The sequence below is a fragment of the Chloracidobacterium validum genome (assembly GCF_018304825.1).
GTDB lineage: Bacteria > Acidobacteriota > Blastocatellia > Chloracidobacteriales > Chloracidobacteriaceae > Chloracidobacterium > Chloracidobacterium validum.
In genome coordinates this window covers 1,416,020-1,433,833 of sequence record NZ_CP072648.1, presented here as the reverse complement: position 1 = coordinate 1,433,833, position 17,814 = coordinate 1,416,020, and the positions used below count along the sequence as shown (strand labels likewise).

Below are 17,814 nucleotides of genomic sequence, written 5' to 3'. Positions count from 1 at the left end.
GAAGCGCCCTACGACGAAGACCGGCCATCCGGCATCGAGCGTAGCTCTACGCGAAACTCACGCGCCGGCGAATGCTCCGGGTCTTCACGCCAAGTGATATTGCCGTCAATGCGCTTGCTCGCATCAGCTAAGATGCTCTCAAACTCCTGTTGAGTCAGCATTGAGGCCGGCTCCCAAACAACGCATCCTGAATCTTTCTGGACACCATTGCCCCTAGACGGTGACCAGAAACTGCCGCAGCTTATCAACGTGTGGGCTGACTTCGCTGCGCCGGTAATCAATCAACCCATCCTCGCGGAACTGGTTCATGATGGTGGTGATGATTTCGCGGGAAGTTCCGACCATTTGCGCCAGTTCTTCGTGGGTTAGGCGCAGGCGGTCAAGTCCTGAGTCACTGCTGGATTTGAGAAGCACACGCGCCAGGCGGCGCGTCGTATTGTCAAAAGCCAGGGTTTCGATTTGCTGCTGCGCTTCAGACAGTCGCTTGCAAAATAACGAAAGCATGTCCAGGAGCGCTTTCGGGTTTTCGCGCAGCATCGCCAGAAAGTCATGCACGCGAATGGCCAGCACGCGGGTCGCCTCCATCGCCACCGCCTGATCGCTGCGGCGATCATCCACTTCACAGAAACACAGCTCACCGAAAATCTCCCCGGCGCGGTGAATGCTGATGATCTTTTCTTTGCCGTCGTCTGAGACGCGCGTGATTTTGACGCTCCCGGAGAGAATATAGAAGATGTGGTCAGCCGGGTCGTCGAGATGGTAGATCGTTTCGTTACGGTTGTATTCTCGCTCGCCACTGACGACACGAACTTCGTTGAGCTGGCCTTGGATGAACTCGGCAATCGGGTCAATGGTGCTCATGGCTAAACCACCTAGGTGTTTGTAAAGCATGGACGCCGCCCCACTGGATAGTCAGCGCTAGCCAGTGAACGTGCTGAACAGCAAGGAACAAAATATGGGGACGACTAGACAACCACCAAGGGAGGGGGAAAGTCAAACGGACTCTTTTTCCTTGGTGGGTAGCGCTGCCAATTCTTTGCGCTTGGCTTCTTCGGGGTCTTCGTTGATAGCTTTCTTGAAGTTGCGAATGCCAGTGCCAAGTCCACTGAAGAGTTCTGGAATCTTTTTTGTCCCAAAGAGCAGTACCACGACAAGCCCAATAAGGAGGATTTCCCACATACCAAGATTCATAACGTGGCCAACTCCTATGCGGCCGGCGCTCACCCCATTGGAAGCGCCAGCTAAAGTAGTTGCATACTAAGAGTGCGTTGCCGCACTGTCAATTCAACCAACCCAAGTCTGTGGCATGTTCAGATGTTTTCCGGTTGTCGCCGGGTGGCAGGCGATGCCAACGTTCGGCGTTACTGGAAGATGCCTTCGCGGTTAGCGGCCCTTACCATTTCACTCGTACTATTTCACTCGCCCCACCTAGGGGGGTTGGCGTATCGTCGGTTAGCGCTTATGTTGTATCGCTAAGGGCCGGAGTGCCGCGCGCTTGGCTCGCTATCTCGATGGGAACCACATCGTTATGAGAAAAATCCGTAAAGCCATCTTTCCTGCTGCCGGACTGGGTACCCGTTTTTTGCCCGCTACCAAGGCCCAGCCCAAGGAAATGCTACCCCTGGTGGATAAGCCACTCATTCAGTACGGCGTTGAGGAAGCCATCCTGAGCGGCATCGAGCAGGTCATTATCGTGACCGGGCGCGGCAAGAACGCCATCGAGGATCATTTCGACATCTCGTTTGAGCTAGAACAGTTACTGCGTGAAAAAGGGAAGCTTGATTTACTTGAGCAGGTTCAAGAAATCTCAAAGATCAACGTTTCCTATGTGCGGCAAAAACAGGCGCTCGGACTGGGGCATGCGGTGCTGGTTGCGCGCGAACTCGTCGGCGATGAGCCGTTTGCCGTCATTTTGGGCGACGACATCGTGGATTCAAAGGTTCCCTGCCTACGCCAGATGATTGATATTTATGAACGTTATGGGCGCTCCGTCATCGGCACGGCCCGCGTCGAGGGCGAGGCGATTTCCCGCTTCGGCGTGCTGGCGGTGGACCCGATTGAGGACCGCGTCTATAAAATCCGCGACATGGTAGAGAAACCGCCTTTTGCCGAAGCCCCTTCCAATTTGGCCATCATCGGTCGTTACATTCTGATGCCCGAAATTTTCGACCTGCTTGAAAAGACACCGAAGGGCGCTGGCGGCGAAATTCAGCTTACCGATGCCATGCGCGCGCTCTTGCGGGAGCAAGCCATGTACGCCCATGAGTTTTCTGGCATCCGCCACGACGCCGGTGACAAGCTTGGCTTCCTCATGGCGACCGTGGAGTTCGCGCTTCAGCGCCCGGACCTCGGGCCTGAATTCCGGGCTTATCTCAAGTCACTGGTTTTATGAGACTGCCAAGGACTCGACACCCAAAAACACAGCGTTCATCCACCTGCCGCGCTCTGGTAGCGTGCGGATGTGCTCCCTCTTCGTGAAACCATGCCAAAACAAACCATCCTGAAAAAGAAGCTTGCGCTGACAGTGCTTGGGCGCTGTTTATCCCTGCTGTTGGTGACGACCATTGCCTCGGTCGGGACATCGGCTCAAACTTCTACCAAAGCCAAGCGCCCTATCACGCATGAAGATGTGTGGCTGATGAAGCGGGTCGGCGCTCCGGCGCCCAGTCCGGACGGCAAATTCGTTGTGTTTTCCCTCGTTGAGCCGGCCTATGACCCCAAGGACCAGGCAAGTGATTTGTGGCTGGTTCGCGGGGACGGCAGCGCCCCACCGCGGCGGTTGACCTCCACGAAAGCGGCTGAGAGCGATGTGACTTGGAGTCCTGATAGTCGTCGCATTGCCTTTGTCACGAAGCGCGAAGGCGACGAAATCAGTCAGGTGTACGTGCTTGACGTGGTAGAGGGCGGCGAAGCCCAGCGGGTAACGTCGCTGTCCACGGGAGCGATGGCCCCACGCTTCAGTCCCGATGGCAACACATTGCTGTTTTCGAGTGTCGTCTTTCCGGGCGCCAGGAATGACGCCGACAACCAGCGGATTGCCGCCGAACGCAAAGCCCGAAAGTACAAGGCGCGGACGTATGACGGCTACCCCATCCGGCGCTGGGATCACTGGCTCGATGATACGCAAACGCACTTGTTTGTGCAGCCCTTGGCAGGCGCTGAACCGGCGCGCGATCTCCTGGCCGGTACGAAGCTCGTTACTGAACCTGGGTTTGGCGGGCGAGGAACCAACGCCGCCGACACACTTGATGCCGTTTGGACGCCCGATGGAACCGGCGTGCTCTTCACTGCCACCACCGAGCGCAATGCGGCGGCTTACGCTCCGGTAGAAACGCATTTGTACCTTGTTCGGGTGTCAGGGGGAGAGCCTCAGCGATTGACGAACACCGGGCACAGCTACGCGCGCCCAACGTTTGCGCCCAGTGGACAAACACTGTATGCGCTCCGTACCCCAACGACGGATGGGAAGGTCTATCATCTCGACCGCCTCGCGCGTTTTGACTGGAAAGACGGTACGCTGTCCGCCGAGGCCCTGGTCGCTCCAACCTTTGATCGGTCAGTTGAGTCCTTTGGCATAACCCCGGATAGCCAAACCATCTACGTCACAGCCGAGGAAGCCGGTCACGAAAAGCTTTTCTCCATGCCGGCCCGGGGTGGTGAAGCTAAGTTGGCTTTTGAGGTCAAGCTGGGTTGTTACGTCAACTTGGCCATACCGCCGCGTGCGTCTGCGCCACTGCTCTTTGCCAACTGGGAAAGCGCGGTCAACCCGGCCGAAATCGTGCGCATTGACCTGCCGGCCGGCCGCCATACGCTACTCACCACGTTCAACACTACGGCGGCCGAGCAGATTGACTGGCAGCCGCTCCAGCATGTTTGGTTTACCAGTCGGGCCGGCAAACGCATTCACAACATGCTGGTGCTGCCGCCAAACTTTGATCCGACGCGCCGGTACCCGGTGTTTACGTTCATCCACGGTGGTCCGCACACCATGTTCCGCGATCAGTTTTTCCTGCGCTGGAACTACCACCTATTGGCCCAGCCGGGCTATGTGATCGTGCTGACGAACTACACCGGCTCAACTGGTTTTGGTGAGAAGTTTGCCCAAGATATTCAAGGTGACCCATTTGGCACATGCGGAAGCGAGATCACCGAAGCGGTGGATGAGATTGCCAAAACCTTTGCCTATGTGGACGGCGAGCGGGTGGCCGCCGGTGGGGCCAGCTACGGCGGACATTTGGCCAACTGGCTGCAAGCCACGACGACGCGCTACAAGTGCCTCATTTGCCACGCCGGTTTGATCAATTCAGAGTCGCAGTACGGAACCAGCGACACGAGTTACTTTCGGGAGCTGGCCAACGGTGGTCCCGTGTGGGAGCAGAATGAAACCTGGCGCAAGCAAAATCCCATCCGCTACGCGGCCAATTTTCAGACGCCGATTCTGCTTACGATTGGCGAGAATGACTTCCGCGTGCCACTCAACCAAACGCTCGAAAACTGGACGATCCTCCAGCGCCGCCGAGTGCCGAGCCGGCTTGTCGTGTTCCCTGAGGCCAACCACTGGATTCTGCGCGGTGAGGATAACAAGTATTTGTTTCAAGAGGTTCATGCTTGGCTAGCAAAATATCTGCGCTGAAACGCTTCACATCCCGTTCACACGCGAGTGGTTATCTAATTTCCATGAAGCTCTTGGTGTCGCGGATTCTGTCGGATGTCTTCAACCCACTCGTCAATGCCGTGGCGGCGTTTCTCATTATCATTGTCACCGATGCCAATACTCAGGGAGCGAGCAAGACGCTGGTTGCGATTGTGGCCGTGATCTTTGCAGCGGCGCTGCCGCTGGTCGCCCTGCTGGTGATGAAGCGGCGGGGGCTGATCACCAACGTCAACATTGACCAGCGAGAGCAACGGACGCGCCCGTTTATGCTCGGCATTGTGTGCTACGCTATCGGCTTTGTTTTCCTCAAGCTGTTTCATGCCCCCCGGCTAGCCCAGGGCTTGATGTTCTGCTATGCGGTCAACACGGTCATGATTTTGGGGATTACCCGGTACTGGAAAATTAGCGTCCATGCGACCGGGATCAGCGGTCCGCTCGTGGCGCTCTACTACCACTTGGGAGCAACCGTGCTACCGTGCTTTGGCTTGATTCCACTGGTGTGCGCGTCACGGGTGGTGATGCAAAAGCATACGGTGGGGCAAGTCGTCGCGGGAACGGCGCTGGGGCTGACGGCCACGGCCGCTCAAATCAGTCTGTTGTTCCGGTGACGTGTCGTTCTTGGCCGGGCTGTCATCCGTAAGCAAATGCGCGTAACGCGGGGAGTTTTCAACAAACGATGAAACGTCTTCATAACTTCAATGCTGGTCCGGCTGTGCTACCTGTGCCGGTACTCGAACGGATTCGTGAGGAGATGCTGTGCTTGCCCGAGGCCGGAATGTCGGTTCTGGAAATCAGCCACCGCTCAAAAACCTTTGAATCCATCCTGACGGAAGCGGAACACCGACTGCGCCGTTTGCTGGGCGTTCCCGATACTCACCACATCCTCTTTTTGCAGGGTGGCGCAAGTTTGCAGTTCAGCATGCTGCCACTCAACTTTTTGCCCAAATCGGGTGTTGCCGACTACATCCTGACGGGCAGTTGGTCGGAAAAGGCGGCCGATGAGGCGCGAAAGGTTGGAACGGTCAAGATTGCCGCGACGACCAGGGAAGAAAATTACGGCCGTATCCCGCAGCCGCACGAACTACAGCTTGATCCGCAGGCGGCCTACGTTCACTTCACGTCGAATAACACGATTTTTGGCACGCAGTGGCAAACTGAACCAGAAACCGGCAACGTTCCGCTGGTGTGTGATGCGTCCTCAGATTTTTTGAGTCGTCCACTGGATGTCAGCCGGTATGCGCTCATTTATGCCGGCGCACAGAAAAACGCCGGTCCCGCTGGGGTCACGATTGTCATCATTCGAGACGATTGGCTGTCGCGGATTGCGGATGGGCTGCCGACGATGTTGGACTACCGGACACATGTCACCCACCGGTCGCTGTATAATACGCCCCCGGTATTTGCAATCTACGTTGTCGGTCTCGTGCTGGAATATCTTGAAGCACAGGGCGGCCTGGCGGCCGTGGCCGCGGCCAACGCGGAAAAAGCCGGCAAGCTTTACGCCGCGATTGACAGCGGTGGGTTTTACCGTGGCACGGCCGAGCGCAACTCACGGTCACTGATGAATGTGTGTTTTCGACTTCCGAGTCCGGGGCTAGAGGCTGTGTTTCTCAAGGAGGCCTCGGCCAACGGATTTGAGGGGCTGCCTGGGCATCGGTCAGTCGGTGGGGTTCGGGCTTCGCTCTACAACGCGCTGCCAATGGCCAGTGTCGCCGCGCTCGTTGACTTCATGCGCGACTTTGCCCGTTGCCACGGATGAACTCTGACAAAGCGACAAAGCGACAAAGCGACAAAGAGACAGGAAACCCACTGTGCCTTGATTACTTGCCGCCGACCGTTTAGGCTTCTCAACTGAGATTTTTCCGATTTGAGCCGTGCCATTCGGCGATAACGCCGCTGCCTCGGACGGGGGAGAAACGATGACGTTTGATGAAGCCTTGAGCGTACTGAAGAAGCGCGGTCAAAAAATGACGCCGCAGCGTTCAACCGTACTGCGCATCCTCATGGATGCCGCGCAGCCGCTAACTGCGCAGGAAGTTCACCGCGAAATCACCAAAGCGCATCCACATGTGAGTCTGGATACGGTCTATCGCAACCTGACGCTTTTGACCGATGTCGGACTCGTTCACCAGTCGAATCTTCAAAACCGAGATGTCGCGCGGTTTGAGTTTCAGGGCAATGATCACCGGCATTACGCCATTTGCCTGCACTGTCACAAAAGCATCCGCCTCGACTGGTGCCCAATCGAGACAAAGCTCATGACACAGGCACTGCGCAAGCAGTTTGCCGTCGTCAAACATGCCTTTGAAGTGTATGGCTATTGCGCCGAGTGCCACTTTGCGCTGTCGGCTTCAGCTTGATTCGAGGGGTAGGCTATTCGATGTCCCGGTCATCGGCCAGAGCGTGAATGGACGTGGCTTGTAGTCGCAACAAGCTTGTGACGTAGCCATCCTCTCGCTCTGGGCCGACGGAGAACACGCCTCGCACGATGACCGGCTCGCCGTAACCACTGACCTTGAGGTTTCCAGCCCGAACCAAAATCATATGCTGGAGCATGGGCGGCGAGCCAAAGCAGCAACCATTGGCAGCTTGGGTCAACAAGAACTCAGTCTGTCCGGTTGGGCTGTAGAGTGGGAGCGCGAAGCCAGCAATTTCAACCAACTTGCCATCTATCATCTGGAGCGCTGGCGGCGGCGGAGCCGGCTCGGCAGCGCGTGGATCGAAGTCATAGTTGGCATTCTTGATGTAATCGAAACGCAGCCGAATCACATCCCCTTCCACCGACAGCGGCCGGTTTGCGCCGACTGATGGGCGAACCGTTGGCTGTGGCGCCAGCAAGCTACCCACAATCATCAGTAACAGCAGTCCGCCCAGTCCAATGTAGGGCGCATGGGCGCGAAGGTACTCTGAAAAGCGCGACATTGGCGATTCGCCGGGGCAGTCAACCGGGTGCTTTGCGTGACGGGGAATCGCCGCGCCACGCAAGACGGTTTCAGACGATTTTACTCAGCGCGCGCTCGGCGGCAGCGAGCGTGACTTCGACCACCTCATCCGTGTGGGCCAGCCCCATGAAGGCAGCCTCGTACTGGGATGGCGGCAGGTAAACCCCCTCGTAAAGCATGGCATGGAAAAATCGGCCGAAGCGTTCCGTATCGCTCCTGGAAGCCGAATCCCAATCCGTAACTTCATCGTTCGTGAAGAAAATCGTAAACATCGAGCCGACGCGGTTGAGCGTGGCCGGAAAACCAGCTTTGTGAATGAGCTTGAGCAACCCCTCGGCCACCTTTTGGGCCTGGCGGTTGAGTGTTTCATAGACGCCCGGTTGCTGTAGCAAGCGCAGTGTAACGAGTCCGGCGGTCATGGCCACGGGATTTCCAGACAGCGTGCCGGCTTGATAGACCGGGCCGGCCGGGGCGACATAATCCATGATGTCAGAGCGTCCGCCATAGGCGGCCGCGGGCAGTCCACCGCCCATGACTTTGCCCAAGCACGTCATGTCTGGTGTTACGCCATAAAGCTCCTGGGCCCCACCACGCGCCAGGCGAAAGCCGGTCATGACCTCATCGAAGATGAGCACCGCGCCATGCTTGTGGGTGAGGTCGCGCAATCCCTGCAAATAACCGGGCTTGGGGATGACGCAGCCCATGTTGCCCACCACCGGCTCGACGATGATGGCCGCAATGTCGTCTGGATACGTCGCAAAGGCAGCTTCGACCGCCGCCAGATCATTGTAAGGAACCGTAATCGTCTGCTGGGAAATTTCCGGTGGCACGCCCGGACTATCCGGCAAACCGAGCGTCGCCACGCCCGAACCAGCTTTGACCAGAAAAGCATCGCCGTGGCCGTGGTAACAACCAATGAACTTGATGATCTTGCGCCGTCCGGTAAAGCCACGTGCCACGCGGATGGCGGCCATGGTGGCTTCCGTTCCACTGCTCACCATGCGGACTTTTTCGACCGACGGGACGATGGAGACGATTAGTTCAGCGATTTCAACTTCAAGCTCGGTCGGCGCACCGAAGGACGTGCCACGCTCGATGACGGAGCGAATTGCCGCCAGCACCTCTGGGTGGGCGTGCCCCAGGATCATTGGCCCCCAGGAGCCGATGTAGTCCACGTAGCGTTTTCCATCCACGTCGGTCATGTACGGCCCCTGCGCTGAACGGATAAAGAGCGGTGTGCCGCCGACCCCCCGAAAGGCACGAACCGGACTGTTGACACCGCCGGGAATGAAGGCGCGTGCTTGTTCAAAAAGTGTAGCCGAACGGCTCTGGCTGACTTTCTCAGTTTCCATGGTGACTGACATGCGTATTTGAAGTAATCGCGTTGAAAAGGTTCATCCGTTGTCGCAACGGCGGTGTTGGAGGATGGGTTACTTGAACTTAGGGCGTTGTCGCTGCTCAAAGTATCCCTGCGTGAAGCGCTTTTAGCGTCAACCTGCCTGGGAGTCAAATGCGCCGGACGAGGTTTGCCATCGGTCAGGGTTGGGTTCGCATCTCATCTTCCAGTGCGCGGAGCCAGACCTTGGCTGTTTCATCCTGCCCACTGGATAGTTCCAGGCTGCGCCGGAGTTCTGCGCGCGCGGCTTCGGCTTGCCCGATCGTGATGTAGGCGCGTCCGGCGCAGTAGCGAACGTCGGGGTGATCTTTGAGGCTGTCCGGCAACTCGGCATATTGTTCGAGCAGTTCAACCAGGCGGTCGCTGCTCGATTTGGTTGCCGGCACGGCCGCGGAGCGCAAGTTGCCGGGATTGTCGCTTCGGGACAGCTCGTTGCCAATGAGGAACTGCGTTTCATCACTGAGCGTCGTCAGCAGGTTCTCGAACGTGTCCGCTGAACTGGCTTCGCCCTGCTCAAAGGCCATCCGATAGGCGGCCAGGGCGGCGTTTTTGTCACCTTTGAATGTAAGCGCGATAGCCAGATTTTCATAAGCGAGCGGATAAAGTCCCTGACGTTGCGCAATGGCCTGCCGGAATGCGCTGATCGCTGCGTCAAGCTCCTTGGTTTCCTTCAGTTGGCTTCGCACCAACCGGACATTGCCTAAGTTGAGGTAAGCCTCTGGGAACACGGGTTGTTGCCGAACGGCAATTTGAAGCTCTTGAATGGCCCGGTCATAATCCGCTTGCTTTTCATACAGACGCCCCAGGTTGTAGTGCGCCAGCGCGTAGCCGTCCTTGTCTTTGCCAAGCGCAGCTCGGAATGCCTGTTCGGCGGCTGGAATGTCGCCCAGCGTCTCGTAAATCAATCCAAGGTTGTTGTGCGCTTCACGGAACTGAGGCTGGAGCGTGGTCGCCGTTCGATAGCTTGCCGCGGCGGCTTCCAGTTGACCTTGGTGCGCCTGCGCCATGGCCAGGTTGAAGTGAGCGCTGACCAGTTTGGGCGACAGGTCCAGCGCCGATTGGTAAGCCTGAACCGCGCGCGCGATGTCTCCCGCGCGGTAATACGCCACACCCAAGTTGACTTGGGTAGCTGCATCCCTGGGGTTGAGTTCAAGGGCGGCCAGAAGTTTGTCACGGGCGGCGGTTTCGTCACCAAGCTCTAACAGGGCATGTCCCCACCCAGTGAGGGCATCGGTTGCCTTGGGGTTGGTTTGCACAGCTCGCTGATAAAGTAGTGCGGCTTCTTGGTACTTGCCCTTCGCCGCAAGGGCATCTGCCCGTTCGGTCAGTGTGGGTTGGCGCTTTGGCGGGGCCGCAACAAACTGCCGTTCCGTGCGGGCCGTTGCCTCGCCAACTTGCTGGATGCCGCGTCTCTGACTGACTTCGGTCGGCACAATCCGCAGCGCTGATGCGCGCGCGCCAATCGTTGGATCAATCCGCAGGGAAGTAGGACGTGGGCGCTCGGCCGTTGGATCGATACGCAGTGAAGACGGCTTTTGAGCCGCATGGTGGTCCACTCCCGCCCCGGCCGCCCAAGCGCTGACCATCTGGTTGCCCGCGGCAAGGATGATCCCGCACAGGGAAGTCACCAGTGGTAGGGCACGTTGGGAGCGGGACATAAATCCACCTTTGAGTTGGGGGGTGGCCGCGAAGTGTAGTTGAGACGTTGTTTTTCAGCCTTGGAGTGCAATATAGTCTGTCAAGCTTGAGGGCGACAAGCGACATCCCTGACTCGGCTCGGCTGCTCCAGGCGCGTTGTTCTGGTATGAATGTCGAAACTGCGAACCTGCTCGAACTCGGCGCTGTGATTGATGGGAAGTACCGTCTCGATGCACTCCTGGGGCAGGGCGGGATGGGGAAGGTTTTTCGTGTCACCCACATCCAATTGAAAAAAACTTTTGCGCTCAAGGTGATGTTGTTTGATGTTGCCCGCGACGCCGACGAGCGGCAGAACCGGTTGGCGCGTTTTAGGCGTGAAGCCGAGGTGCTGGCCCGCATCAGTCATCCAAACATCGTCATGGTGACTGACTTTGGCGCGATTGGCGAGGAACAACTCCCCTACATCGTCATGGAGTTCATCGAGGGGGAAACCCTTCGTGACCGCTGCCGAGAGAGCGGGCAGGTTCCACTGGACTTTGCGCTGGAGGTGACGCGCCAAATCTGCGCCGGCCTGCACACCGCCCATACCCAGGGCATTGTTCACCGTGACTTGAAGCCGGAAAACGTCATGCTCCAGACCCTCCCCGATGGTTCAATCATGGCGCGGGTACTGGACTTTGGCATTGCGAAGCTCGCGCCAGAAGCCGGTGGAAAATCTGAAACCCTAACCCGTGAAAGTCCGGGCATTGGTTCGCCGGGAACGCCCAAATACATGGCCCCAGAGCAAATCCTGGGTCAGCCGATTGATCCGCGCACGGACATCTTTGCCATCAACCTCATGCTTTATGAGATGCTCGCTGGAGCATTGCCCAGTGTTCCGGTGATTTTGGCTGAACCGAAGCCCATTTCCAAAATTCGTTCGGACATACCTGTTGCCCTCGATGAAATTATTGGCCGCGGCTTGTCAAAACTGCCGGAGCAGCGCCAATCCTCAGCCCTCGATCTGAAGCGTGAGCTTGAAGCCTTTGAACGAAACCTAACCCTGGAAGCCGCGTTGCGCGACCGCACCACCCCGCCCAGTGGGGTATCCACCACGCCTGGGTTTTCACCGGTCACTGGAATGACGAGTCCGGTGCTGCCAACGCTTCAGTCTGGACCGATTACCCCATCGTCGGGCATCGGCGGTGTTTTACCGATTGCCGTTGGGTTAATCGCGGTCGCGGCTGGGGGATGGTTTTTCTATCCACAAATCAGCACGGCGCTTGGTGGTGGGGCCTCCCGGACATCCGCCACTGCCCTTTCCGCCGCGCTCACACCCAAGCTGGTCTTGCTTCCAGGTGGTGAAACCATTCTGGGAACCAATCGTGGGGACAAGCTATCCGTCCCAGAGTTCAAAACGACCGTCCTTCCTTTTCGGGTTTCTCAAACGCTTGTGACCAATGGGCAGTATGCCGAGTTCGTCAAACGAACCAAGCACCGCGCTCCGGCGGCTTGGGGTGGTTCATCGCCGCCAGCCAGTGATCTGGACAAGCCGGTGACCGGGGTGAGCTGGGATGATGCGGATGCCTATTGTCAGTGGCTTTCAAAAGAAACAGGACTTCGCTACCGCCTCATCAAGGAATTTGAGTGGGAATACCTGGCGCGTCAGCGCGACCGGAAGGGCGTGGTTGATTTGCTGGATGCTGGGTTCTTGGAGTGGACGGCCGACAGTCTGACCGTCTATCCAGGCGGCAAAGGCTTCACTGCCAATCCTGAGCTACGCATCTTCCGGGGACGGGACGACCGAGAAAATCCAAACGAGGGCGTGACCTTCCGCTTCCCACAAAAGCCAGACTTTACCAATAATCGGCTGGGTTTTCGGGTGGCGTCCGACCCCAAGGTGGGAGGGGAGTGATGGCCACATCTGGCACGGTTGAGTTTTACAAGTCACTGATTGGGCAGACCCTGAATAACAACTACCGAATCGAGAAGATAATCGGCAGCGGAGGCATGGGCGCGGTCTTCCTCGCAACACATCTCACGCTGGGTAGTTCGGTGGCGGTCAAAGTGCTGTCACCAGCGCTGACCTCGGATCAGTCCCTCGTCAAGCGTTTTCAGCGGGAGGCGCGGGTTGGCGGACAGCTAACGCACCCAAACATTGTGCGTGTCCAGGATTTTGGCAAGACACCGGACGGGTTGCTGTTCATGGTCATGGAGTACGTGGCTGGTGAAACTCTGGCGGCCCGGCTGTCCCGCGTAGAAAAGCTCTCGCTTGAGGAGTGTTTGCGTATTTTGGAGCCGCTGTGCGATGCGCTTGGGCTTGCCCACGGACGGAATCTCCTCCACCGTGACCTCAAGCCGGCCAATGTGCTCGTCGGTGAACTTGACGGACGCCAAATTGTCAAGCTGCTTGATTTTGGCATTGTCAAGCTCCTACAGCCAGATGAGCAGGTTTCTCAGTTGACAGCGGTGGGACAGGTGTTTGGCACGCCGCTTTACATGGCACCCGAGCACCTCATGGGGCTGACCCTGTCGCCGCAAGCCGACCTCTACAGTTTGGCAGTCATGGCCTACGAGATGCTTACGGGGCAGCCGCCCGCCCAGCATGACGACCTGCGCAAGATGCTGGAGCTGAAAATGAAGCCGCCGCCATCTGTTGCAACTTACGCACCAGCGCTTCCGTCGGCCCTGGATGCCGTGTTTGCCAAAGCCTTGGCGTCAAATCCTGAACAGCGATATGGCACAGCCAGTGAGTTCTTCCTTGCCATGCAAGCCGCGCACAAGCAGAAAACACAAGAGATGCTCTCAGCGGCTTTTGCGGGGCAGTCTGCGGCGTCAAGTGGGGATGAGACTGGCCCGCCATCGGCTGGCAAGGGCTGGTTGGGCGGACTATGGAACAAGGTGTTTGGTAAGCGCTAATAGGTTGCGTGCTGATGCAGTGCGCGGTCAGCCTCAGTCCTGAGCCAGCGGAGGCTGTCAAACTGGTATGGCGGGTATGGTAAGGAGACACTCATGTTCGAGAAGATATTGCTGGCAACGGATGGTTCCGAAACGGCACTGAAAGCCGCGCGCGCGGCCGGGGACTTGGCTGCCAAAGTCAACGGTGTCATCACGCTTCTATTTGTGATGGAGCCATTCAACGAAATGGCGTATATCAGTCTGCCAGGGTATGAGCTAGGAATTGATCCAGAAAAGGTTGAGCGTTTCCAACGGGAATCCGCCCACGCCGTGCTTGAGCGGACGGCCGAGGTGATCAAAGCCACCGGCGCCGTTTTTTCCTCGCGCTACGAGATTGGCGCGCCGCCGGCCGTCATCGTTTCCGTGGCGGAGACTGAGAGCTTTGATGTGATTGTCATCGGAAGTCGCGGACGTGGTCCGCTTGCATCGTTTTTGCTGGGGAGTGTGTGCGACCGGGTGGTGCATCGCGCCCACTGCCCAGTCCTTGTCATCAAATAAACCTGGTCATTTACAAGTTTGCTCATCAAGCGCTTGGTGATAGCCCGGCCCCGGTGGCAGTGGTGAGGACGAAGTGTAACTCCAAGGGAAAGCTATCCACTGATGGTCGAAGCACTGCTTCAATCCAAGTGTTCCCCGGTGCGTCCGCACCCACGGGCCTATCACCGGGCCTATCTCGGCAATCTGCTTGCGAGTAACTTTCATGTCCCGCTGGTTGTGATTGAGGCACCGGCTGGGTATGGCAAAACCACGCTGTTGAGCGCCGTGAAGTATCGTCCCAGCGCACAGGTGGGCTGGCTTACGCTCGATAGCGCAGATGCCGCCCTGAATACCTTTACGGCGAATGTTTGCGCCGCACTTTACCGTTTGCCAATCGTGCCTGACTACCAAGTGCTCAATCCGGGTGACATCCGGCCAGCCGTGCAACTGATTGTCAGCGGCATGCGCGAGCTAGGAATTGAAACACTGGTTTTGGATAACTTCGAGCGTGTTGCTGATGCACCACCAGTCAACCATTTGATTGAACAAGTCGCCGCCGACTTGCCGCCGCCGATGCAGCTCGTGGTGTCCACCCAGCGTCCGCCGCTTTTCAAGCGCGCCGCGCGGGGACGGGTCGCGCGGCTGGATATCACCGAGGCGGACCTGCGTTTCGACCCCGACGATGTCGTCGGCTACTTTGCCCAGATAGCGCGCTACGAGGTCAGTGCGGATGAAGGCGGGTTGATTGTTGAGCGCACCAATGGGCAAGCCGCGGCCGTCAACCTAGTGCTTCAAATTGCTTATGGCTTGCCGTCTTACTTGCGAATCAACTTTGAGGCCCTGCTTGCTCCCACGGGCGAGTCAGCGCTGGTTTCGCTGCTGCGCGAAGCCCTCCGCCGAATGCCTGTTCCATTTGATGAAGCCATCCGGTTACTCAAAAACAAGGACGAAGCACCTGCCGACCAGGCGCTCTATCGGGCACTGGCGACAGCCAACTGCTTGGTGCATACCTTGGACGACGAGGCGCGCACCCTCGTCGTCCACCCGCTAATGGATGAGCTTGCCATTCGCCTGTAGGGTAAAGCCTCAGCGGGGCAACGGTGCCGGCAGGTTCTCGCCTTTGACTTGAACCAGCACCTTGAAACGGTCGCCAAAGCCACCTGGAACAAGGAAGTGCTTGAGCGCCAAGCGGCTCTTGAGGCTTTCAGGGGTGTCATCCATCAACGTCGTTTCCTGGAGCATGTCCAGCAGACCAAGCTTGATGAGATAGTCAGTCTGGCGCGTGAGCTGAACGGTTTGCAGCCCGAACGCCATCCCATAGTTGATGAGCGCCGAGAAGTTTACGTCGGCAGTGATGTCTTGCCGTCCGATGTTGGCAAAGACATCATCCGAAAGTTGGTGATGGCTGAAACAACGAAGGCTACCGGATGGGCGTCCGCTGAGGTATTCACCCGTGCCGCCATAGTCAATGGTCACAAGGTAGCCCCGCGCCAGAGCAGCGGCGGCTTTCTCAAGCCAAGCGACGGCATCCAGGGCGACTTCGTACTGCGTATCTTGTGTGAGCGCCAACGCTCCCTTGGTCATATAGTCGGCAAACGCCTCGGGTTGGGTTGGCGTTTCCCAGATGAGCTGGAGGCGTTTATTGCTAACCGTGACAAACGCTTCCAGGCATTGACCATCTCGATAGGTCAAGCGATGCACCGGCAGGGCATCCACCAGCTCATTTGACAGCAGTAGGCCGGTTATGGGCCTGTCTGCCAGTGCCTCCAACTCACTCCATGCGACTTGGGCGGAAATGCCGGCGAGCCGCGCCGCTTGTTCGGCGCGCATGGCTGCGCTCGACTCACAAATGACATAGCGAAGCTGACGAAAGCAGCTTGGCTCGCTAGTTTGTAGCTCGGTGAGTAGGTCTGCGGCGAGGTGCCCCGTTCCTGCGCCGCACTCGACGACGGTAAAATCAACCGGCTGGTCAAGGGACTGCCAAGCGGCCCGAACTTGTCGGGCAAGCAGTCTTCCGAAATGGTTGGAGACACTGCTCGCCGTGTAGAAGTCACCGGCGCGGCCAATCCGGTTGCCAGGCGTGGTGTAGTAGCCGTGCTCCGGGTCGTAGAGCGCGGTCGCCATGAAGTCTCGAAACGTCAGCGGCCCCTGCTGGCGAATCCGCTCGCGGATCATCTGTTCAAGGGGTGTCATGGCAGCGGCTGAAACAATGATTAAGTGCTATCGGACAATCGAATGAGATGATAGGTACGCGCGCCCTTGCGCAAGACGCCATACCTTCCGCCAATGAGCTGCTCGCGCGTCACGCGCGCGTGAACCGATTCGACGCGCCGATTGTTGAAATAGAGTCCGCCACCTTCGATCAAGCGCCGCGCCTCACCTTTTGAGCCGACGACGTTCGCCGCCACGGCCAGGTCGGGCAGGGAGACGCCATCGTTGGTGAACAGTGTGGTCGCCACTTCCGCCGAAGGTGCGTCGTGAAAGATGGCGAGCAAGGTTTCGGCGTCAATATCCACGATAGCCGCGCCGCCAAAGAGGATGTCGGTGGCGGTCAGCGCCGTGCGCAGGCCCGCCGCGCCGTGGACGACCTCCGTAACCGCGCTGGCCAGTGCCCGTTGTGCTGCGCGGTCTTCCGGGTGGCTGGCCAGGCTGGCTTCGAGGTCGGTGATGTCATCTGCCGAAAGAAAGGTAAACGCTTTGAGATACCTCAGCACGCTCGCGTCTTCGGTGTTGAACCAGAACTGGTAAAACGCATACGGCGACGTCCGGTCGGCCGTTAGCCAAACTGCCCCCTGTTCGGTTTTGCCAAATTTCGTGCCGTCAGCTTTCGTGATGAGTGGCAATGTCAAGCCATGGGTTGCGCATCCGCGCGTTCGTCGAATGAGTTCGATCCCGGCCGTGATGTTCCCCCACTGGTCGCTGCCGCCGATTTGTAGCGTGCAGTGATGGCGATCATAAAGCTCGAGGTAGTCACGGGCTTGCAGCAGCATGTAGCTGAACTCAGTGTAGGAAATGCCTGTTTCCAACCGACGGCGAACCGATTCCTTGCCGAGCATCGTGTTGACAGAAAAGTGCTTGCCCGTCTCGCGCAGGAAGGTCAGCAGCGACAAGTCACCCAGCCAACTAAGGTTGTTGACGATTTGGGCGGCATTGGCTCCTGAAAAATCGAGGAACCGGGACAGTAGGCGCTCAATCGCTGCAACGTTGGTCAGAATGGTTTCGGCGTCGAGCAGTGGGCGTTCGGCCGCTTTGCCGCTTGGGTCGCCAATGAGCCCAGTTCCCCCGCCGGCAAGCGCCAGTGGGCGGCAGCCAGCCCGCTGGAAGCGCACCAGGGTGAGGATGGGCAGGAGGTTGCCGACGTGCAAACTCGGCGCAGTTGGGTCAAAGCCCGCATAGACTGTCAGGGTCGGATGCTCGGCTAGATGCTGTGGTAGCGCAGGCGTGTGATCCTGGATCAAGCCGCGCCATCTCAACTCGTCAAACAGTGTGGTCATAAACTCGAAAGCCGCCGCCTGAATGGTTTGGCCAGGGCGCACCTCAACGAGACGGCTTGGCTAAGGTGCTTGTGTTACGCTAAGTTGTCCTGCGCCACGGGCGAAGCGTTCGCGGTAGATTTCGGCTTGTTTTGCCGATTCGGGCCTATATATATTCCTTTTCACCGTCAAGTCTTTGATTGAACGCGCCCCGATGGGCTAAGGTTTAGGGCCTGGATGATGTATCTTTACACGGCGAATGACATTTGAGTTTCTCCGCTGAATCGTTTGCGGCAA

At 58.0% G+C, this 17,814-nt stretch carries 17 protein-coding genes; 9 read left to right on the top strand and 8 right to left on the bottom strand.

The genetic code is table 11. From position 1 onward, the window contains the following. Positions 1 to 8: 8 nt before the first annotated feature. From J8C06_RS05985 to J8C06_RS05975, 3 genes are all read right to left on the bottom strand, one after another. Positions 9 to 161, bottom strand: coding sequence for a hypothetical protein (locus tag J8C06_RS05985; RefSeq protein ID WP_211427821.1), 153 nt, complete (start codon positions 159 to 161; stop codon positions 9 to 11). Between the two features lie 52 nt (positions 162 to 213). Next, entirely contained in the window at positions 214 to 861 is a 648-nt protein-coding gene (locus J8C06_RS05980) for a Crp/Fnr family transcriptional regulator (protein ID WP_211427820.1), read from the bottom strand. 132 nt (positions 862 to 993) lie between these two features. Then, positions 994 to 1,191, bottom strand: coding sequence for a twin-arginine translocase TatA/TatE family subunit (locus tag J8C06_RS05975; RefSeq protein WP_211427819.1), 198 nt, complete (start codon positions 1,189 to 1,191; stop codon positions 994 to 996). 337 nt (positions 1,192 to 1,528) lie between these two features. On the opposite strand from J8C06_RS05975, the gene galU reads away from it, so the two are divergent. The 5 genes from galU (at position 1,529) to J8C06_RS05950 (ending at position 7,014) form a co-directional block, all read left to right on the top strand. Next, positions 1,529 to 2,392, top strand: a complete 864-nt coding sequence (gene galU / locus J8C06_RS05970; RefSeq protein WP_211427818.1) for a UTP--glucose-1-phosphate uridylyltransferase GalU — start codon at positions 1,529 to 1,531, stop codon at positions 2,390 to 2,392. A 90-nt stretch (positions 2,393 to 2,482) separates the two neighbouring features. Beyond that, a complete protein-coding gene (locus tag J8C06_RS05965) occupies positions 2,483 to 4,633 on the top strand; it encodes a S9 family peptidase (protein ID WP_211427817.1) in 2,151 nt (716 codons plus the stop codon). A gap of 44 nt (positions 4,634 to 4,677) precedes the next feature. Continuing rightward, the gene (locus J8C06_RS05960) at positions 4,678 to 5,262 is read left to right on the top strand and encodes a phosphatase PAP2 family protein (RefSeq protein WP_211427816.1); all 585 of its coding nucleotides are present in this window, start codon (positions 4,678 to 4,680) and stop codon (positions 5,260 to 5,262) included. A 68-nt stretch (positions 5,263 to 5,330) separates the two neighbouring features. After that, positions 5,331 to 6,413, top strand: a complete 1,083-nt coding sequence (gene serC / locus J8C06_RS05955) for a 3-phosphoserine/phosphohydroxythreonine transaminase (protein ID WP_211427815.1) — start codon at positions 5,331 to 5,333, stop codon at positions 6,411 to 6,413. 160 nt (positions 6,414 to 6,573) lie between these two features. Continuing rightward, positions 6,574 to 7,014, top strand: a complete 441-nt coding sequence (locus J8C06_RS05950) for a Fur family transcriptional regulator (RefSeq protein WP_211427814.1) — start codon at positions 6,574 to 6,576, stop codon at positions 7,012 to 7,014. Between the two features lie 13 nt (positions 7,015 to 7,027). Here the strand turns inward: J8C06_RS05950 and J8C06_RS05945 are convergent, their stop codons facing one another. The 3 genes from J8C06_RS05945 to J8C06_RS05935 all read right to left on the bottom strand — a co-directional run bounded on the left by J8C06_RS05945 (position 7,028) and on the right by J8C06_RS05935 (position 10,650). Beyond that, entirely contained in the window at positions 7,028 to 7,576 is a 549-nt protein-coding gene (locus J8C06_RS05945; RefSeq protein WP_211427813.1) for a DUF3299 domain-containing protein, read from the bottom strand. Positions 7,577 to 7,646: 70 nt separating this feature from the next. Continuing rightward, the gene (gene hemL / locus J8C06_RS05940; protein ID WP_211427812.1) at positions 7,647 to 8,960 is read right to left on the bottom strand and encodes a glutamate-1-semialdehyde 2,1-aminomutase; all 1,314 of its coding nucleotides are present in this window, start codon (positions 8,958 to 8,960) and stop codon (positions 7,647 to 7,649) included. A 172-nt stretch (positions 8,961 to 9,132) separates the two neighbouring features. Next, positions 9,133 to 10,650, bottom strand: a complete 1,518-nt coding sequence (locus J8C06_RS05935) for a tetratricopeptide repeat protein (protein WP_211427811.1) — start codon at positions 10,648 to 10,650, stop codon at positions 9,133 to 9,135. 146 nt (positions 10,651 to 10,796) lie between these two features. On the opposite strand from J8C06_RS05935, the gene J8C06_RS05930 reads away from it, so the two are divergent. The 4 genes from J8C06_RS05930 to J8C06_RS05915 all read left to right on the top strand — a co-directional run bounded on the left by J8C06_RS05930 (position 10,797) and on the right by J8C06_RS05915 (position 15,121). Next, positions 10,797 to 12,524 carry a bifunctional serine/threonine-protein kinase/formylglycine-generating enzyme family protein gene (locus tag J8C06_RS05930; protein ID WP_211427810.1) on the top strand — a complete coding sequence of 576 codons (1,728 nt, stop codon included), beginning with the start codon at positions 10,797 to 10,799 and terminating at the stop codon, positions 12,522 to 12,524. After that, complete coding sequence (locus J8C06_RS05925; protein WP_246602101.1) at positions 12,524 to 13,528, top strand: serine/threonine protein kinase; 1,005 nt, start codon at positions 12,524 to 12,526, stop codon at positions 13,526 to 13,528. Before J8C06_RS05930 ends, J8C06_RS05925 begins: the two co-directional genes overlap by 1 nt. A 93-nt stretch (positions 13,529 to 13,621) precedes the next feature. Continuing rightward, positions 13,622 to 14,065 carry a universal stress protein gene (locus J8C06_RS05920; protein ID WP_211427808.1) on the top strand — a complete coding sequence of 148 codons (444 nt, stop codon included), beginning with the start codon at positions 13,622 to 13,624 and terminating at the stop codon, positions 14,063 to 14,065. Between the two features lie 102 nt (positions 14,066 to 14,167). Then, positions 14,168 to 15,121 (top strand): MalT transcriptional regulator family protein, encoded by a 954-nt coding sequence (locus tag J8C06_RS05915; protein WP_211427807.1) that lies wholly within the window; start codon positions 14,168 to 14,170, stop codon positions 15,119 to 15,121. Between the two features lie 9 nt (positions 15,122 to 15,130). Here the strand turns inward: J8C06_RS05915 and J8C06_RS05910 are convergent, their stop codons facing one another. After that, positions 15,131 to 16,237: a class I SAM-dependent methyltransferase gene (locus tag J8C06_RS05910; RefSeq protein WP_211427806.1), complete on the bottom strand. Its 1,107-nt coding sequence runs from the start codon at positions 16,235 to 16,237 to the stop codon at positions 15,131 to 15,133. A gap of 20 nt (positions 16,238 to 16,257) precedes the next feature. After that, a complete protein-coding gene (tyrS, locus tag J8C06_RS05905; protein ID WP_211427805.1) occupies positions 16,258 to 17,538 on the bottom strand; it encodes a tyrosine--tRNA ligase in 1,281 nt (426 codons plus the stop codon). Positions 17,539 to 17,814: the final 276 nt, after the last annotated feature.

Excerpts from the sequence above, each read along its gene's own strand:
- J8C06_RS05985 (WP_211427821.1), bottom strand. The coding sequence starts at position 161 with ATGCTGACTCAACAGGAGTTTGAGAGCATCTTAGCTGATGCGAGCAAG.
- J8C06_RS05980 (WP_211427820.1), bottom strand. The coding sequence starts at position 861 with ATGAGCACCATTGACCCGATTGCCGAGTTCATCCAAGGCCAGCTCAAC.
- J8C06_RS05975 (WP_211427819.1), bottom strand. The coding sequence starts at position 1,191 with ATGAATCTTGGTATGTGGGAAATCCTCCTTATTGGGCTTGTCGTGGTA.
- galU (WP_211427818.1), top strand. The coding sequence starts at position 1,529 with ATGAGAAAAATCCGTAAAGCCATCTTTCCTGCTGCCGGACTGGGTACC.
- J8C06_RS05965 (WP_211427817.1), top strand. The coding sequence starts at position 2,483 with ATGCCAAAACAAACCATCCTGAAAAAGAAGCTTGCGCTGACAGTGCTT.
- J8C06_RS05960 (WP_211427816.1), top strand. The coding sequence starts at position 4,678 with ATGAAGCTCTTGGTGTCGCGGATTCTGTCGGATGTCTTCAACCCACTC.
- serC (WP_211427815.1), top strand. The coding sequence starts at position 5,331 with ATGAAACGTCTTCATAACTTCAATGCTGGTCCGGCTGTGCTACCTGTG.
- J8C06_RS05950 (WP_211427814.1), top strand. The coding sequence starts at position 6,574 with ATGACGTTTGATGAAGCCTTGAGCGTACTGAAGAAGCGCGGTCAAAAA.
- J8C06_RS05945 (WP_211427813.1), bottom strand. The coding sequence starts at position 7,576 with ATGTCGCGCTTTTCAGAGTACCTTCGCGCCCATGCGCCCTACATTGGA.
- hemL (WP_211427812.1), bottom strand. The coding sequence starts at position 8,960 with ATGTCAGTCACCATGGAAACTGAGAAAGTCAGCCAGAGCCGTTCGGCT.
- J8C06_RS05935 (WP_211427811.1), bottom strand. The coding sequence starts at position 10,650 with ATGTCCCGCTCCCAACGTGCCCTACCACTGGTGACTTCCCTGTGCGGG.
- J8C06_RS05930 (WP_211427810.1), top strand. The coding sequence starts at position 10,797 with ATGAATGTCGAAACTGCGAACCTGCTCGAACTCGGCGCTGTGATTGAT.
- J8C06_RS05925 (WP_246602101.1), top strand. The coding sequence starts at position 12,524 with ATGGCCACATCTGGCACGGTTGAGTTTTACAAGTCACTGATTGGGCAG.
- J8C06_RS05920 (WP_211427808.1), top strand. The coding sequence starts at position 13,622 with ATGTTCGAGAAGATATTGCTGGCAACGGATGGTTCCGAAACGGCACTG.
- J8C06_RS05915 (WP_211427807.1), top strand. The coding sequence starts at position 14,168 with ATGGTCGAAGCACTGCTTCAATCCAAGTGTTCCCCGGTGCGTCCGCAC.
- J8C06_RS05910 (WP_211427806.1), bottom strand. The coding sequence starts at position 16,237 with ATGACACCCCTTGAACAGATGATCCGCGAGCGGATTCGCCAGCAGGGG.
- tyrS (WP_211427805.1), bottom strand. The coding sequence starts at position 17,538 with ATGACCACACTGTTTGACGAGTTGAGATGGCGCGGCTTGATCCAGGAT.